Origin of the sequence: Xanthomonas sp. NCPPB 4467 (genome assembly GCF_041475665.2) — a bacterium.
GTDB classification, from domain to species: Bacteria; Pseudomonadota; Gammaproteobacteria; order Xanthomonadales; family Xanthomonadaceae; genus Xanthomonas; species Xanthomonas dyei.
Window position 1 is genome coordinate 1,374,577 of sequence record NZ_CM191260.1, and the last position, 15,232, is coordinate 1,389,808.

A 15,232-nucleotide genomic window follows, 5' to 3' on the forward strand; every position below is an offset into this window, starting at 1 on the left:
CGCTGGTATAAATGCACGACTCGTGGGCGCGGCAAAATGTGATGCGTCACGCGATACCACTTGTGTCGGGTTCTTCGCTAACGGCAAGAGCGCCGATTGTCGATTCCGCGGCATCTGCCGCAAAGGGAGTTTCAAGAATGAATAAAACCGAATTGATCGATGGCGTTGCCGCTGCCGCTGACATCTCCAAGGCTGAAGCTGGCCGTGCTGTCGACGCGGTTGTGAGCGAAATCACCAAGGCGCTGAAGAAGGGCGACGCTGTCACCCTCGTTGGCTTCGGCACCTTCCAGGTCCGCGAGCGCGCTGAGCGTACCGGCCGCAACCCGAAGACCGGCGATAGCATCAAGATTGCTGCTTCGAAGAATCCTGCATTCAAGGCTGGTAAAGCCCTGAAGGATGCAGTAAACTAGTCGACTCGCTAGGGTGCTTAGCTCAGCGGTAGAGCGTCTCCCTTACACGGAGAGGGTCGGGGGTTCGAAACCCTCAGCACCCACCACTAAGCACCAGGCAAAGTTTTAAGCGCGGAGCGGTAGTTCAGCTGGTTAGAATGCTGGCCTGTCACGCCGGAGGTCGCGGGTTCGAGTCCCGTCCGCTCCGCCAGTTACACCGAAGCCCCTGAGCAATTGGGGGCTTCGTTTTCTCCACGACATTTGCGAAGCGAATGCAGTGGGGTAGATGTCCAAGTTTAAAGCGGAGCGGTAGTTCAGCTGGTTAGAATGCTGGCCTGTCACGCCGGAGGTCGCGGGTTCGAGTCCCGTCCGCTCCGCCAGTTATACCGAAGCCCTCGGCCTTGTGCCGGGGGCTTTTTTATTGGCTGTTCAAGCCTTGTTCCGCGGTTGGACGGCGCGTTGGCCTTTGGTGGCGGGAGCACAGTTCGGGTGCGGCGGTAACGCGGCGCGATAACGACTGTAGTTGCGGCGCGCTCGCCGTCTTTGCCGATGCAGCGCCGCAGCTTTGCTGCATCTTGACCCGAGGCTAACGGGCGTTGGGCTGGGTGCGTGGCGTCAAGCGGGTTACACTGCGCGGCTCGCCCACAGGCCGTGATTTGCCAATGCTGCAGAAACTTCGCGACAAGACGTCAGGCTGGATCGCTACCGCCATCCTGGGGTTGCTGATGATTCCGTTCCTGTTCGTCATCGACAACAGCTACCTGGGCGGCATTGGCGCCAACAATGTGGCCAAGGTGCAGGCGCCGCCGACGTGGTGGAAATCCGCGCCGACCTGGTGGCCGATCTCGCTGCTGTGGCAGCACCACGAAATCAGCACGCAGGATTTCCGCGCGCGCTTCGAACAGGCGCGCATGCAGGAGCGCCAGCGTCAGGGCGAGAACTTCGACCCGCGCACCTTCGAATCCCGCGAAAACAAGCTACAGGTGCTCGACCAGCTGGTGGACGAGCAAGTGGTTCGCCTGGGTGCCGAAGATGCCGGTATCGTGATCGGCGATGCCACGGTGCGCGATTACATCACCAATATTCAGGCGTTCCAGGTCGATGGCAAGTTCAGCCCCGACCAGTACCGCGCCGCATTGGCGCAGGGCACACCGCCGCGCACGCCGGCGCAGTTCGATGCGCTGGTGCGCGACAGCTTGCAGCAGTCGGTGATCCCGCAGGCTGTGGCCGAATCGGGTTTTGCAACCAAGTCCGAGTTTGAGCGCCTGCTCAAGCTGATGGGCGAAACGCGCGACGTGGAGTTGGCAATGTTGCCGCCGCCGGCCGCCGATACCGCGCCGGTCAGCGATGCGCAGATCAAGCAATGGTATGACGCGCATACGCAGGATTTCCGTCAGCCGGAGACCGTGAGCATCGAGTACGTCGAGCTCAATGCCGCCACGATGCCGCCGGCCACGGCAGCTGACGAGGCGACGTTGCGCAAGCGCTATGAAGAAGAGAAGGCGCGCTTTGTCGAGCCGGATCAACGATTGGCGTCGCACATCCTGATCAGCGCCGGTAGCGATGCTGCTGCGCAGAAAGCCGCCGAAGCCAAGGCGGCCAAGCTTGCTGCCGAAGCCAAGCAGCCAGGTGCCGACTTCGCTGCGCTGGCTAAGGCCAATTCGCAGGATCCGGGCTCCAAGGATGCCGGTGGCGATCTGGGTTGGGTCGAGAAGGGCACCATGGTCAAGCCGTTCGAAGACGCGCTGTTTTCGATGAAGGCCGGCGATGTGGTCGGGCCGATCAAGACCGAGTTCGGCTATCACGTGATCCAGCTGCGTGAGGTCAAGGGCGGGCAGGGCAAGTCGTTCGAGCAGGTGCGTTACCAGCTTGCCGCCGAGCAGCTCAAGGCCGATGCCGACAAGGCGTATGCCGATATCAGCGGCAAGCTGGTGGACCAGGTCTACAAGAATCCGACTGCGCTGGAGCCGGCGGCCAAGCAGGTCGGTCTGCCGGTGCAGACCCTCGGCCCGTTCTCGCGCACCAACGCCAGCGGTATTGCCGCCAATCCGGCGGTACTGCGTTCGGCGTTCTCCGAAACGTTGGTACAGGACGGCACGGTGAGCGACCCGATCACCATCGCACCGAACCACAGCGTGATGTTGCGCGTGACCAACCACACCGCCGAGCAGGCGTTGCCGTTGGACAAGGTGCGCGACAAGGTGATTGCGGCGGTACATGCCGACCGTACCGAGAAGGCTGCAGCCGCGGCCGCCGATGCGCTGCTGGCACGCGTGCAGAAGGGTGAAACCCTGCAGGCGCTGGCGGCGAGCGAGAAGCTGCAGGTGCAGCCGATCCCGGGCCTGCCGCGCACTGCGCCGATTCCGACGTCGGCCGCAAATCGGGCAATCTTCAGCGCGCCGCGTCCGACCGAGGGCAAGCCGTCGGTGGGTAAGGTGGAGCTGGATGGCGGCCGCTTTGCGGTGTTCGTGATCAGCAAGGCCACGCCGGGCGACCTGAAGCAGATGCCGGCCGAGCAGCAGACGATGCTGCGCGAGCAGCTGAGCCAGATCGACGGCAACAACGCCGCGCAGGCCTACGTCAAGGAAATGCGCAAGCGCTACAAGATCCAGATTGAAGAGGCGCAGTTGTAACGGCTGGCTGTCGCCGGATGCAAAGAGAGAGCCCGGGTGACCGGGCTTTTTCTTTGTGCGCTGTTGGCGTTGCGCATTGGTATGTGGTCGTGTTTCAGCCGTCGATGCAAAGTGGTGAGCAGTCAGTGTCCAGCCGGTCTGCCGTCGAGCATACACAGCACGGTACGAACGGCTGATAGACGCTTATAGCCGCGGCGCGCGCGGCCTGTCTTCGGTGCGGAGTGTCACGCTCCTGCGGTCCGGGTCCGAGTGTGCCGTCCATGCCCCTCTGACGACTTACTCGCTGGGTTCGCTTGGCCGCTCCTGGCGGTTGGTCTGGCCATGTGCCGCTCCGTCGTGAGCATGTGGCTTGGGTGTTGGCAGCGCGGATGTCTGGCCAGCGCTGCGCCGACCGTTCTTGGAACGTGTCGGCGCCTTTTCCCTGAGTTCGGGCAGCTGCGAGCCATACGGGAAGCTGCAGTCCGATGACTCGCCCGCCGATGCAGTAAAGTTCTGCGTCGACCGATGCCAGCGAGTTATCAAGACGCACGCGATGCAACGGCAGCAATCAGTCGAGGCGCTTCGAGACCTAGATGAGTTCTCAAACGACGGCGATCAGTCAAGCAAAGCCTCGCGATAACCAGCCGCATGCGCGGCTGATCAAGCGGCTCGCTCAGGGCGTGTCGTTGAACGACAGCACCATGCCCGGCTTCAACACGGCCTGCTTATCCAGGCCGTTGCTTGCGAGCAGGGTGGCGACCGTGATGCCGTAGCGCCGTGCGATGGCCCATGCAGACTCGCCAGTGCGCACGGTGTGGGTGCGGGCGGGCGAGGAGCGCGATGGCTGGGCCGTCGTAGTGCTGGCGACCGCTGTTGCGGCTCCAGCTGTGTCGACGTCCATACCTGCAGAGGTGGATGCCACCACTTCGCCGCTGGAGCCGGGCTTCGCTGCCGCGGCAGGGGCCAGCACGTGGACACCCTTGGGGGCCGCACGGGCGCTTGCCACTGCAGGGTTGAGGCGGGCCAACAGTTGCGGCTCGATCGCACGCTGCCCGGCCCAGGTATTAAGGCTGGTACCAGCCGGAAGTGCATGTTCGGTCAATACCGGGACTGGGCGATCCAGCGATGTCATCAGCGCGCCCTGTTGCTGCGCATGATCGAGCACGCAGGCCAGCGCATGCAGTTTTTCGACATAGTCGTAAGTGACCTTGGACATGCCCGGCAGCTCCGACGGACGCGCGTTCTGCGCGTTCATGCCGGCACTGCGCATGGCCTGCAGGACGCGGTATTCGCCAGCGTTGTAGGCCATCAGCGCCAGGCGCCAATCGCCGCCGAACATGCCATACAGCGTCTTGAGATATCGCACCGCTGCAGTGGTGGAATCCACGGCCGATAGGCGGCCGTCGTACTGCGCCCCGACCGGCACGTGGTGATTGCGCGCGGTGGTGGCAATGAACTGCCAAAGTCCTGCCGGGCCGCTGCCGTTGCGCGCGCCAGGGCGGTAGCCGCTCTCGACAAACGGAATCAGCGCAAATTCGGTCGGCATGTCGGCGGCACGCAGTTCGTCGACCACATACCCGAACAGCGGCAGGACATCCTGCGCGTCGTCGGCCAGGCGGGCCGGAGCGCGTGAGAAGTGCTGTTCCCAGCGGGTATCGCTGTGTTCGCTGTCGCAGCCCGGGTCGGCGCGGCCTTCCAGGAACGACGAAAAGATCTCACGCCCGTTGCGCATGCTGGGAGCGTTGGACGCGACAGCGGTGCTGTCGACGGATGTGGGGCGGCTCGCGTCATTGGACGGGGCCGCTGCCGGTGCAGCCGCTGCCGGTGCAATGGCCGCAACGGCGACCAGTACTGCCAGAACCAGGCGCCTCATGCGCGAAATTCGTCTTTCCAGCGCCGAAGTTCGGCGAAAACGTCTACTTCGGAGGAAAGTACGCCGGCGGCACGTGGTGCCACCGCAGCGCGGATTTCAGGACGGCTGGTACGTAAGAACGGATTGGTGGCCAGTTCACTCTTGAGCGAAATCGCCAGGGTAGGACGGGCTGCTTGACGCATGGCCTGGGCTTCCTGTTGACGGCGCTGCAAGGCAGCGTTGGTGGGATCGACGTGCAGCGCAAAGGCCGCGTTGGCCAGGGTGTATTCGTGGCCGCAACACACAAGCGTTTCGCCGGGCAGAGAGGCCAGGCGCTGCAACGAGTCGAACATCTGAGGAGCTGTACCTTCGAACATCCGCCCACAGCCTAGGCTGAACAGGGTATCACCACTGAACAGATGGCGGTCTGTCACAAAGGCGATATGGCTGCGGGTGTGGCCGGGCACCTCCAGCACATCGAATCTGGTGTCCAGCAACCGCAACCGCTCGCCCTGGCCGACGCGGCGGGCGTCTGCGGGGATGCGCTCGTCGTCCGGGCCGAACAGTTCGAGCTCGGGCCAACGCTGCTGCAGCGCTGCCACGCCGCCGATGTGGTCGGCATGATGATGGGTGAGCAGCACCGCGCTGGGCGTCCAGCCTTCGCGCGCGGCGGCGGCGATCACCGGCTCGGCCTGGCCCGGGTCGACAATGACGGCACGGCCCTCTGCGGCGACCAGCGCCCAGATGTAGTTATCGTCGAATGCGGGTAGGGCGGTCAGTCGCATAGAATTGGGACCATGCCTGCCGCCCCATTCTCCCGTCAAGCTGGCGTCTCATCCTGGTTTGATACGGATGCGGGGCGCAGCCTGCTCCAGTCCGAGCGCCGCCTGGCGTTGGAGGCACTGCAGACGAGGCCATCCCAGCCCTGGTTGTGGGTGGCGCCGACCAAGGAGTTGCCGCAACGCGAGTTGCTCGATGGCCGCGGGTTGCGCCTGTTTCGTAGCGCCGGACGCTTTGCCGGCGATGCCCGGTGCGCGATGCCGTTTCCGTTGCCCACCGAAAGCCTGCAGGCCATCGTGGTGCAGCATGCGGTGGTTGGCGGTGCGGCGGAGTTTCTGGCCGAATGCGAGCGGCTGTTGATGCCGGGAGGCCGGCTGTGGCTGTTCACGCTCAATCCGCTGAGCCCATATCGGTTTCATTGGGCGCGGCGCGGCCCGGTGGCATTGCGCCCGGATCGCTGGCGATCGCTCGCGCAGCAGGCCGGCTTGCAGTGCGTGGAAACCGAGCGCTACCTTGGGCCGATCTGGCGGACCGGGCGCGGTTCCTCCGATCCTGGCCGTGCGCCATGGCGGGCGGTGTATTTGCTCGAAGTGGAAAAACGCGCCTCCGCACCGATTGCGCCGACACCGATCGCGCGGCCAACGCGCTGGCCGCAACCGGTGGCCACGATCTGACCTTAGTACGCGACAACTGTGGAAGCTGATGAAATCAATTGAAGTGCATACCGACGGCTCCTGCCTCGGCAATCCGGGGCCAGGCGGTTGGGCGGCCCTGCTGCGTTACAACGGCCGCGAAAAGGAATTGGCCGGCGGTGAAACGCTGTCCACCAACAACCGCATGGAATTGATGGCCGCGATCATGGCGCTGGAAACGCTCACCGAGCCGTGCCAGATCGTGCTGCATACCGATTCGCAGTACGTGCGCCAGGGCATCACCGAGTGGATGTCCGGCTGGGTGCGACGCGGCTGGAAAACCGCTGGCGGCGATCCGGTCAAGAATCGCGAACTGTGGGAGCGGCTGCACGCGGCCACCCAGCGGCACACCATCGATTGGCGCTGGGTGAAAGGCCACAATGGCGACCCGGACAACGAGCGCGTCGACGTGCTTGCCCGCAATCAGGCCACCATCGCCCAGCGCGGCGGCGCTGCAACTGCGTAAGAGGATTCATGCGTCAGATCATTCTCGATACAGAAACCACCGGCCTGGAATGGCGCAAAGGCAACCGCGTCGTCGAAATCGGTGCGGTGGAGCTGCTGGAACGGCGCCCGAGCGGTCACAATTTTCATCGCTATCTGAAGCCGGATTGCGATTTCGAGCCGGGGGCGCAGGAAGTTACCGGGCTGACCCTGGAATTTCTGGCCGACAAGCCGTTGTTCGGCGATGTGGTGGAGGAGTTCCTGGCCTATATCGACGGCGCGGAATTGATCATCCACAACGCTGCGTTCGATCTGGGTTTTCTGGATAACGAACTGTCGCTGCTGGGCAATGGCTACGGCCGCATCATCGACCGCGCCACCGTGGTCGATACCTTGATGATGGCGCGCGAGCGTTACCCGGGGCAGCGCAATTCGCTCGATGCCCTGTGCAAACGCTTGGGCGTGGACAACGCGCATCGCCAGTTGCATGGCGCCTTGCTCGATGCGCAGATTCTGGCCGATGTGTATATCGCGCTGACGTCCGGTCAAGAGGAGATCGGCTTTGCGAGTGCCGATGCCGGCCGGAACAACAATGAGGGCAGCGGCATGATCGCGTTCGACCCCGCATTGCTGCTGCCGCGCCCACGCGTGGTGGTGACTGCGTCGGAATCGCAGGCGCACGAAGCGCGGTTGGCGCAGTTGCGCAAGAAGGCCGGCCGCGCGCTGTGGGATGCGCCGGCTGAAGAGAGCGCTGTCGCCGGTTGAGGCGGCGCTGCTGTCCATTGCTTGCGGCACACGCCACCGACTGCGTGTACCGCGCATGGTCAGGGCGTCAGGAGGTCTGCAGCGTATGCGAAGGCCGACGTCCGACATCGACGCTGCGCAGCCTTGCTCAGTAGCTACGCACCAGGATCGCGGTGATGTTGTCCGAGCCGCCGCCGTCCAGTGCCGCGGCGACCAGGCATTCCACGCACTCCTGTGCGCTGCAATCGGCTTGCGACAGGGTGGCCGCAATCGCCGTGTCGTCCACTTCTTCGGTCAGCCCGTCGCTGCACAGCAACAGCTGCATGCCGGATTTGAGCTCGCCCTGCATGGTGGCAACGTTGAGATGTACCGGGTCGGTGACGCCCAGTGCCTGGGTGACCACATTGCGATGCGGATGCGCGCGCGCCTGCTCGCTGGTGAGCGTGCCTTGGGCGATGAGTTCCTGCACGTAACTATGGTCCTGGCTGAGTTGCGCCAGCCGCCCGTCGCGCCATAGGTAGGCGCGGCTGTCGCCGACCCAGGCCACCTCGAAACGATGGCCCAGGACGCGTGCGGCGACCACGGTGGTGCCCATCGGCAAGGTGTCGTTGCAGCGGCGCGAGGTCTTGATGATCTCTTCGTCGGCGATGCGCACTGCTTGCGCGAGCGGGGTGCCGGCGCGGACTTCGCGCACGATGGTTTCGCGTGCCAGTGCGCTGGCTACCTCGCCACAGGCGTGCCCACCCATGCCGTCGGCCACCAGCCACAGCCCCAGTTCGCTGTCGCCGTAATAGGTGTCCTCGTTCAGGTCACGGCGCAGGCCGACGTGGGTGAGGTGTCCGAATTCGAGCATGGGGCCGGGTCGCCAGGGAGAAGATGCGTGCCCATCATCGCGGCCCGGCCGGCCGGCAGCAACACGGCGCTCGCGCCAGTGGTAGTGCCGGTTCACGCCGGGCCGGCGGCGGGTCTGCCCGGCGATGGCTCAGGCCGCTTGTGGCCTGAAGCGTGTGCCCGTATGATGCACGGCCCCAGGACACTGGGGACCATCTGGAGAGGTGGCAGAGCGGTTGAATGTACCTGACTCGAAATCAGGCAGGCGTTTATAGCGCCTCGGGGGTTCGAATCCCCCCCTCTCCGCCAGATTGAGGCGACAAGTTGTGCCAATGACGCGTGAGTTTTGCCGGCGTCATTGGTGGGGTGAGAAGCCCCGGGTTCGACAGATGGCATCGCTGTGTGCACGGCGAAGCCGCCCGCAGGGCGAAGGCACGTAGTGCCGAGTGAATCCCCACGACTCACAGCCAGATTCGCATCAGCCCCCGCAAGGGGGCTTTTGTTTATGTGTCGCAGTCGGTTGGCGTTGCGACGACTACAATCCGTTCGATCCCCGTTGGAGGCTTGTCATGTCCGAGATCCTGGTGCCCGTGTCCTTTGGTGAGCTGCTCGATAAGATCGCGATCCTGCAGATCAAGTCCGAGCGCATCCGCGATGCGGCCAAGTTGGCCAATGTGCGTAATGAGTTGTCAGCGCTGGAAACCAGCTGGATGGCGCATCCGGCTGCCGGCCACGACATCGTGCGGCTGCGCGCCGAGCTCAAGGCCGTCAACGAGCGGCTGTGGGTGATCGAAGACGACATCCGGCTCAAGGAGCAGGCGCAAACCTTCGACGACGCGTTTGTGCAGCTGGCGCGCAGCGTCTATATCGAAAACGACGAGCGCGCGCGGATCAAGAAGGACATCAATCTGGCGTTGGGGTCTTCGTACGTGGAAGAGAAGTCCTACCAGGACTATCGCGCGACCGGCGCCTGAGCGGAGTGATGGACCGAGTGCGCCGGTACCAATCGGCACACTGATGCGAGGGTCGTCTTTCATCGCGATAGACGGCTTGAGCAATGCAGGGTGCATCGGCCTGGTGACTCAGTCCTTGCGCGGACGAAGAACGGCGCGACGCGTCATTCGCCAGACGGATCCGGCCATCACTTGGACAGATCCGGTCGCCGGCCGTTAGCGGAGATGATCCGCCCGATAGCGCTCGAACGCAGCAATCGCGTCGTCGACGGTAATCAGCGACATCACATCGTCGAACTCGATCTTGGTGCCCCAGCCGAGCTGATCGGCCGGCTTGTGCAGAAACTTGCGCGCCGCCGCGTCGTAACGGTCCACGCAATAGCGCACGTCCGAATACGGGCCGCTGCGTCGTGGATTGCTGGCCGCGTGCAATCCCAGCACCTTGCTGCCCATCGCATTGGCGATATGCATCGGGCCCGAATCCGGTGTGACCACCAGGTTGGCGCGGGCGAGCAGCGCAGGCAGCTGCTTGAGGGTGTCCTTGCCGACCAGATCCAGCACCGGGGCGTGCGTATTCGCCACGATGGCATCGGCGGTGCTGCGTTCCAGTTCGCTGCGGCCGCCGCACAGCACCACCCGCCAGCCCTGGGCCGCCGCATGGTCGGCAAGCGCGGCGTGGCGGTCCGGGTACCAGTTGCGCCGCACGTGACTGGAGCACGGGGAAATCATCAGCACCGGGTGGCCATCGTCGTCCCATTGCGCGCGCGCCCAGGCGTGCGCAGCGTCGGGCACCGGCAGGTCCCAGCGCACCTGGGTCTGGCGCAGGCCCAGCGGCTCGGCGAAGCTGCCGATGGCGTCCAGCACGTGGATGCCGGGGCGGTCGGCAATGCGTTCGTTGACGAACAGGCCGTGCAGATCCTTGGAGCGGCTGCGGTCGTAGCCGATGCGGCGGCGCGCCGGTACGAATGCCGACAGCACATTGGCGCGCAACGCCACCTGCATCTGCAACAGGGCCTCAAAGCGTCCCAGCGGTGCCATTGCCTGGCGCAGCGCACGCATGCCGGACACGCCGCTGCGTTTGTCGTAGGCATGGAAGTGCACGCCGGGCAGGCCGTCGAGCAGCTTCAGGCCGGCCTTGTCGATGATCCAGTGCAGCTGCGTCTGCGGGAAACCCGCCTGTAGCGTGCGCACCAGCGGCACCACATGGGTCACGTCGCCCAGGGCGGACAAGCGCAGCAAACACAGCGATGCAGGCGTTACAGCCATGGTGTTGTTAGACTCGATAGATGGTTTCTTTCGACGCCACCGAAGCGCTGACGCCGTACCGCGAGGGCTGCGGCTATGGCGCCATTCTGTTCGACCGCGAACGGCTGCGGCAAGCCGACGCCGGGCTGTTTTCGCCGCAACACTGGGGCGACAGGGCGCGGCCGGTCGACGAAGGTGGGCGCGGCGGCGCCTGGTTTGTGGATGCGCCGTTCGGCCGCAGTGTGTTGCGGCAGTATCTGCGCGGCGGCATGGCCGCGCGCGTCAGCCGCGACCGGTATCTTTGGAAAGGCGCGGGGCGCACACGCAGTTTTGCCGAGTTCCGGCTGATGCGCGAACTGATCACACGCAAGCTGCCGGTGCCACGCCCCCTGGCGGCCTGCTATCTGCGCGAAGGCCTGGGCTATCGCGCGGCGCTGTTGATGGAGCGGCTGGAAGATGTGCGCTCGTTGGCCGATCACGCGCAGGTGGCCGGGCGTGGCGCGCCGTGGGAAGCGACCGGGCAACTGATTGCGCGTTTCCATCGCGCCGGCCTGGATCATGCTGATCTCAATGCGCACAACATCCTGTTCGATGCCGGCGGGCATGGTTGGCTGATCGATTTCGACCGTGGCGTGCTGCGCATTCCGGCCACGCGCTGGCGCGAGCGCAATCTCAAGCGGCTGCATCGGTCGCTGTTGAAGCTGCGCGGCAATCGCAGCCGCGAAGATGTCGACAAGGATTACGAGCGGCTGCATCGCGCCTACGAGCTGGCCTGGGGCCGGGGCTACTGATGCAGTGGGCATTGCGCGTGCAGGGGGTCGGCAATGCGTCGGCGGTGGCGCTCGGTTCGCCGATGGCCACGCTCGAGCGCGCTGGTGCGCCGTGGCTGACCATCGACTGCGGCAGCGAGGGGCTGACCGCCTATCAAGCGCATTACGGCCACCTGCCGCAGGCCATTTTCATCACCCATGTGCATCTGGACCATGTTGGCGGGCTGGAGCGAGTCTTCGTCGACAGCTACTTCTCCGAGCGACGCGGGCGCACGCGCCTGTATGTGCCGGCGCCGGTAGTGCCGCTGCTGCAGCGGCGCATCGCCGACTACCCGAACGTGCTGGCCGAGGGCGGGGCGAACTTCTGGGATGCGTTTCAGCTGGTGCCGGTCGGCGATGCCTTCTGGCACGACGGAGTACGGCTGGAGGTGTTCCCGGTGCGCCACCATTGGCCGGAGACGGCCTACGGGCTGCGCCTGAAAGGGGCGCTGGTGTGGACCGGCGATACCCGGCCGATTCCGGAAATGCTGAAGCGTTATGCGGACGACAACGAGCTCATCGCGCATGACTGCGGTGTTCACGGCAACCCGTCGCATACTGGCGTGGATGATCTGGAGCGGGAATACCCGCAGGACCTGTTGAGCCGCATGCTGCTGTACCACTATGCCAGCGACGCCGACGGCGACGTGCTGCGTGCACGCGGCCATAGCGTGGCCGTGCCCGGACAACACTTGACGTTGGCGGACCCGGCCGCCGACACGGTGCGCTGATGGGCGCCTTGTCGCTGCCGACCCTGGCCGGTGCCCCGATGCAGGACCGCTACGGTCGCCCGCTGCGCGATCTGCGCCTGTCGGTGATCGAAGCCTGCAATTTCCGCTGCGGTTATTGCATGCCGGCCGACCGCGTGCCCGACGATTACGGCTTCGATGCGCAACAGCGCTTGAGCTTCGATCAGCTGGAAACGCTTGTGCGGGCGTTCGTGTCGGTGGGTGTCACCAAGGTGCGCTTGACCGGTGGCGAGCCGTTGCTGCGTCGCGATTTGCCGACCTTGATTGCGCGACTCACCGCCATCGAGGGGATTGAGGATCTGGCGCTGACCACCAATGGCGTCTTGCTTGCGCGGCAGGCCGAGGCGCTGCGTCAGGCCGGGTTGCGGCGCATCACGGTGAGCATGGATGCGCTGGAGCCGGCGCTATTCAAGCGCATGAGCGGCGACCGCGGCGACATCGCGCAGGTGCTGGCCGGCATTGCCGCCGCCGAACAGGCCGGCTTTACGCGGTTGAAGATCAACTGTGTGGTGCAGCGTGGCGTCAACGAAGATCAGGTGCTGCCGCTGGTGGAGCACTTCCGCGGCACCGGGCATGTGTTGCGCTTCATCGAATTCATGGACGTGGGCAGTTGCAACGGCTGGACGCCGGAAGCGGTGGTGAGCTCTGCGCAGTTGCACGCGCGCATTCACGCACGCTGGCCGCTGATGGCGCTGGACGCCAATTACACCGGCGAAGTCGCGCAACGCCACGCGTTTGTCGACGGCGCGGGCGAAGTGGGGTTTGTCAGTTCGGTTAGCGTGCCGTTTTGCGGCGACTGCCAGCGCGCGCGCGTGTCGGCAGATGGTCACTTGTACACCTGCCTGTTCGCCAGCCAGGGCCACGATCTCAAGCCGGCCTTGGCCGACGGCGAGCAAGGCCTGGCGGCGCATTTGCGTCAACGCTGGAGCATGCGTGGCGACCGCTACAGTGAAGTGCGTGCATCATCGGAACCGCGTCGCGGCAAGCCGGTCGAGATGTTTTTGATCGGCGGATGAGTGAGCGCACGCTTGTGCGGCAGGTGCGTGCTGGAGCCGCGCTTGCTCGATCCATAGGTGCGGGACTACACGCAGGCGCAGGCAGCACGACTCGATCCGGAACTCCTTGAATTCGCCGTCCCCTGGCGCCGCGACACGCAGAGCGAGATTGACGCTGCGCTGCGTGCCAATGCCGCTGCTGTCGATAACCACGCAGATGCCTTCGCGGGAGTACTGCTGGTGCCGGATCTCGCGCAGCGTTGCTAGCGCATGCGCGATCGCCGCGATGGGGTCGAACGGCATGCCTTGCGCAGTTCGTTATGGTGTAAACACGCCCGCAGTTGGCGGATGCTGTTCCATCAAGGCACCCCATTCACCGACAATGCCGCATCCTGAGCGTCTATCACCGTGTCGTTTCCCATGCCTGCCAAGTCCCGTTCCACGCGCCTGACCCACCTGGATGATGCCGGGCTCCCCACCATGGTGGATGTCTCGGACAAGGCGGTCACAGCACGCAGCGCCACGGCGACCAGCCGGGTGCGGTTTCCGGCGTCCGTCGCCGCGCAGTTGCGCGCCAACGGCCTGCGCAGCGCCAAGGGCGGCATCGTCGAGACCGCAGTGATCGCCGGCACCATGGCCGTCAAACGCACGCATGAGCTGATTCCGTTCTGCCACCCATTGCCGATCGATGCCTGTCGTTTCGAGATCGACTGGGCAGGCGAGCAGTTGCTGGAGATTCACTGCACCGTGCGCTGCGTGCATCGCACCGGTGTGGAGATGGAAGCGCTCACCGGCGCCAGCGTGGCGGCGCTGACGGTCTACGACATGTGCAAGGCGTTATCGCACGGCATGACGATCGGGCCGACCAAATTGGTGTCCAAGCGTGGCGGCAAGCGCGATATCGGAGTGGCGCAATGACTGCAACGGTGACGGTGTTGTATTTCGCCAGCCTGCGCGAAGCGGCCGGGATCGCCGATGAGCGTGTGCAATCCGGTGCGCCGGATCTGCGTGGCCTGTATGCCGAACTCGATGCGCGGCACGGCCTGCGCTGGACGCCTGCGCAGTTGCGCGTTGCCGTCGACGGCGCCTTCGCGCGCTGGGACGATGCGCTGCGCGATGGCAGCGAAGTGGTGTTCATTCCGCCAGTGTCGGGAGGTTGACCGTGAGCGATGACATCGTGTCCATCTTTGCGCTTTCCGATCTGCCATTGCCGGTGGAGCAGTTGCGTTCCGGCGCCGCGCATCCGCATGCCGGTGCGTTTGCCAGTTTCGAAGGCTGGGTGCGCAATCACAACGAAGGCCGTGGCGTTGCGGGGTTGCGCTACGAAGCCTACGCCGCGCTGGCGCAGGCCGAAGGTCAGCGTGTGCTCGATGAAGCGACGCGCCGGTTCGCCATCGTGCATGCGCACTGCGTGCATCGGGTCGGCGAGCTACAGATCGGCGACATGGCGGTCTGGGTGGGCGTCAGTGCGGCGCATCGCGGCGTCGCGTTCGACGCGTGCCGCTACATCATCGACGAGGTCAAGGCGCGCGTGCCGATCTGGAAGCACGAGCATTACCTGGAAGGCGACGCGGGCTGGTTGCATCCTGAATCGCCGTGACGTCCCGGTCGCAATGACGTGTGCAAGAGCGTACCCAAGATGATCTTGGACATGGCATAGGCCGCATCCGTCATGGATGCGGCTGAGTGCGGGCAACGGCATGCGCCTGTGGCATCGACCAGGTCGATCCAGCGCGTGCACAGACAAGTAGGGTGGTGTCCCCGCCGGTTGACCTCGGCGCCCGCATCAATCGATACCGTTGCTGCCTTCCGGCCCTGGCGGGATTTTCGATCTAGCGTCGCGAGGGACCGACGGGGCCACCATAAGACGTGGGCCACTGGCATGGTCCTGCGATTTGCGACAGTGGTGTCATTGCGCAAATCATGAAACTGGCGGAGAGAGGGGGATTCGAACCCCCGAAGCGCGGTTTAGACGCTTACACACTTTCCAGGCGTGCTCCTTCAACCACTCGGACACCTCTCCGTACCTGTACGACCGGGGTCTAACAGGGTCGCAAATTCTAGCGGTCGCCGGCCCGTACCACAAGCTGAATCTTTCCGGCGCAGTCGGTGAGACGGGCCGTGGCACAATATCGGC

Annotated in this window: 17 protein-coding genes, 5 tRNA genes and 1 other RNA gene; 16 read left to right on the forward strand and 7 right to left on the reverse strand. The window is 64.7% G+C overall.

All coding sequences use genetic code 11. From position 1 onward, the window contains the following. Positions 1 to 137: 137 nt before the first annotated feature. From hbs to ACCQ06_RS06030, 5 genes are all read left to right on the forward strand, one after another. Complete coding sequence (gene hbs, locus ACCQ06_RS06010) at positions 138 to 410, forward strand: non-specific DNA-binding protein Hbs (RefSeq protein WP_002806049.1); 273 nt, start codon at positions 138 to 140, stop codon at positions 408 to 410. An 11-nt stretch (positions 411 to 421) separates the two neighbouring features. After that, positions 422 to 496: transfer RNA gene (locus ACCQ06_RS06015), tRNA-Val, on the forward strand. A 27-nt stretch (positions 497 to 523) separates the two neighbouring features. After that, a tRNA-Asp gene (locus tag ACCQ06_RS06020) sits at positions 524 to 600 on the forward strand. Positions 601 to 692: 92 nt separating this feature from the next. Beyond that, positions 693 to 769, forward strand: a tRNA-Asp gene (locus ACCQ06_RS06025). 282 nt (positions 770 to 1,051) lie between these two features. Then, on the forward strand, positions 1,052 to 3,022 hold the full coding sequence (locus ACCQ06_RS06030) for a peptidyl-prolyl cis-trans isomerase (protein WP_316691204.1): 1,971 nt from the start codon (positions 1,052 to 1,054) through the stop codon (positions 3,020 to 3,022). A 652-nt stretch (positions 3,023 to 3,674) separates the two neighbouring features. Here ACCQ06_RS06030 and ACCQ06_RS06035 read toward each other — a convergent pair. Beyond that, the gene (locus tag ACCQ06_RS06035) at positions 3,675 to 4,874 is read right to left on the reverse strand and encodes a lytic transglycosylase domain-containing protein (RefSeq protein ID WP_104617025.1); all 1,200 of its coding nucleotides are present in this window, start codon (positions 4,872 to 4,874) and stop codon (positions 3,675 to 3,677) included. Continuing rightward, entirely contained in the window at positions 4,871 to 5,638 is a 768-nt protein-coding gene (gene gloB / locus ACCQ06_RS06040; protein WP_316691207.1) for a hydroxyacylglutathione hydrolase, read from the reverse strand. The genes ACCQ06_RS06035 and gloB overlap by 4 nt, the downstream gene beginning before the upstream one ends. A gap of 12 nt (positions 5,639 to 5,650) precedes the next feature. On the opposite strand from gloB, the gene ACCQ06_RS06045 reads away from it, so the two are divergent. Genes ACCQ06_RS06045 through dnaQ form a run of 3 tightly spaced genes read left to right on the forward strand, consistent with a single transcriptional unit; the run spans position 5,651 to position 7,534 of the window. Beyond that, entirely contained in the window at positions 5,651 to 6,307 is a 657-nt protein-coding gene (locus ACCQ06_RS06045; protein ID WP_316691209.1) for a hypothetical protein, read from the forward strand. Between the two features lie 28 nt (positions 6,308 to 6,335). Further along, entirely contained in the window at positions 6,336 to 6,791 is a 456-nt protein-coding gene (gene rnhA, locus ACCQ06_RS06050; RefSeq protein WP_104617022.1) for a ribonuclease HI, read from the forward strand. Between the two features lie 8 nt (positions 6,792 to 6,799). Continuing rightward, positions 6,800 to 7,534, forward strand: coding sequence for a DNA polymerase III subunit epsilon (gene dnaQ, locus ACCQ06_RS06055; RefSeq protein WP_228324286.1), 735 nt, complete (start codon positions 6,800 to 6,802; stop codon positions 7,532 to 7,534). Between the two features lie 127 nt (positions 7,535 to 7,661). On the opposite strand, the gene ACCQ06_RS06060 is transcribed toward dnaQ, so the two are convergent. Next, on the reverse strand, positions 7,662 to 8,366 hold the full coding sequence (locus tag ACCQ06_RS06060) for a PP2C family protein-serine/threonine phosphatase (RefSeq protein WP_104617020.1): 705 nt from the start codon (positions 8,364 to 8,366) through the stop codon (positions 7,662 to 7,664). Between the two features lie 196 nt (positions 8,367 to 8,562). On the opposite strand from ACCQ06_RS06060, the gene ACCQ06_RS06065 reads away from it, so the two are divergent. Next, a tRNA-Ser gene (locus tag ACCQ06_RS06065) sits at positions 8,563 to 8,653 on the forward strand. Between the two features lie 260 nt (positions 8,654 to 8,913). Then, entirely contained in the window at positions 8,914 to 9,318 is a 405-nt protein-coding gene (locus ACCQ06_RS06070; protein WP_104617019.1) for a DUF6165 family protein, read from the forward strand. Positions 9,319 to 9,513: 195 nt separating this feature from the next. Here ACCQ06_RS06070 and ACCQ06_RS06075 read toward each other — a convergent pair whose 3' ends face one another. Further along, positions 9,514 to 10,563 (reverse strand): glycosyltransferase family 9 protein, encoded by a 1,050-nt coding sequence (locus tag ACCQ06_RS06075; RefSeq protein ID WP_316691215.1) that lies wholly within the window; start codon positions 10,561 to 10,563, stop codon positions 9,514 to 9,516. Positions 10,564 to 10,583: 20 nt separating this feature from the next. Here ACCQ06_RS06075 and ACCQ06_RS06080 point away from each other — a divergent pair, with 20 nt between their 5' ends. Genes ACCQ06_RS06080 through moaA form a run of 3 tightly spaced genes read left to right on the forward strand, consistent with a single transcriptional unit; the run spans position 10,584 to position 13,116 of the window. Next, positions 10,584 to 11,333, forward strand: coding sequence for a 3-deoxy-D-manno-octulosonic acid kinase (locus tag ACCQ06_RS06080; protein ID WP_104617017.1), 750 nt, complete (start codon positions 10,584 to 10,586; stop codon positions 11,331 to 11,333). Continuing rightward, complete coding sequence (locus tag ACCQ06_RS06085; protein ID WP_316691221.1) at positions 11,333 to 12,082, forward strand: MBL fold metallo-hydrolase; 750 nt, start codon at positions 11,333 to 11,335, stop codon at positions 12,080 to 12,082. Before ACCQ06_RS06080 ends, ACCQ06_RS06085 begins: the two co-directional genes overlap by 1 nt. Beyond that, positions 12,082 to 13,116, forward strand: coding sequence for a GTP 3',8-cyclase MoaA (moaA, locus tag ACCQ06_RS06090; protein WP_228324291.1), 1,035 nt, complete (start codon positions 12,082 to 12,084; stop codon positions 13,114 to 13,116). Before ACCQ06_RS06085 ends, moaA begins: the two co-directional genes overlap by 1 nt. On the opposite strand, the gene ACCQ06_RS06095 is transcribed toward moaA, so the two are convergent. Continuing rightward, positions 13,063 to 13,398: a hypothetical protein gene (locus tag ACCQ06_RS06095; RefSeq protein WP_316691223.1), complete on the reverse strand. Its 336-nt coding sequence runs from the start codon at positions 13,396 to 13,398 to the stop codon at positions 13,063 to 13,065. The genes moaA and ACCQ06_RS06095 overlap by 54 nt on opposite strands. Before the next feature lie 117 nt (positions 13,399 to 13,515). On the opposite strand from ACCQ06_RS06095, the gene moaC reads away from it, so the two are divergent. The 3 genes from moaC to ACCQ06_RS06110 are packed head-to-tail and all read left to right on the forward strand — an operon-like array spanning position 13,516 to position 14,695. Beyond that, positions 13,516 to 14,013, forward strand: coding sequence for a cyclic pyranopterin monophosphate synthase MoaC (moaC, locus tag ACCQ06_RS06100; protein WP_316691225.1), 498 nt, complete (start codon positions 13,516 to 13,518; stop codon positions 14,011 to 14,013). Continuing rightward, positions 14,010 to 14,255, forward strand: a complete 246-nt coding sequence (locus ACCQ06_RS06105; RefSeq protein WP_046963186.1) for a MoaD/ThiS family protein — start codon at positions 14,010 to 14,012, stop codon at positions 14,253 to 14,255. Before moaC ends, ACCQ06_RS06105 begins: the two co-directional genes overlap by 4 nt. Continuing rightward, positions 14,252 to 14,695, forward strand: a complete 444-nt coding sequence (locus tag ACCQ06_RS06110; protein ID WP_316691227.1) for a molybdenum cofactor biosynthesis protein MoaE — start codon at positions 14,252 to 14,254, stop codon at positions 14,693 to 14,695. Before ACCQ06_RS06105 ends, ACCQ06_RS06110 begins: the two co-directional genes overlap by 4 nt. Positions 14,696 to 14,853: 158 nt before the next feature. Here ACCQ06_RS06110 and ffs read toward each other — a convergent pair. After that, an RNA gene (ffs, locus tag ACCQ06_RS06115) (signal recognition particle sRNA small type) lies at positions 14,854 to 14,950 on the reverse strand. Positions 14,951 to 15,025: 75 nt separating this feature from the next. Then, positions 15,026 to 15,118 (reverse strand) — tRNA-Ser (locus tag ACCQ06_RS06120). Between the last annotated feature and the right edge of the window lie 114 nt (positions 15,119 to 15,232).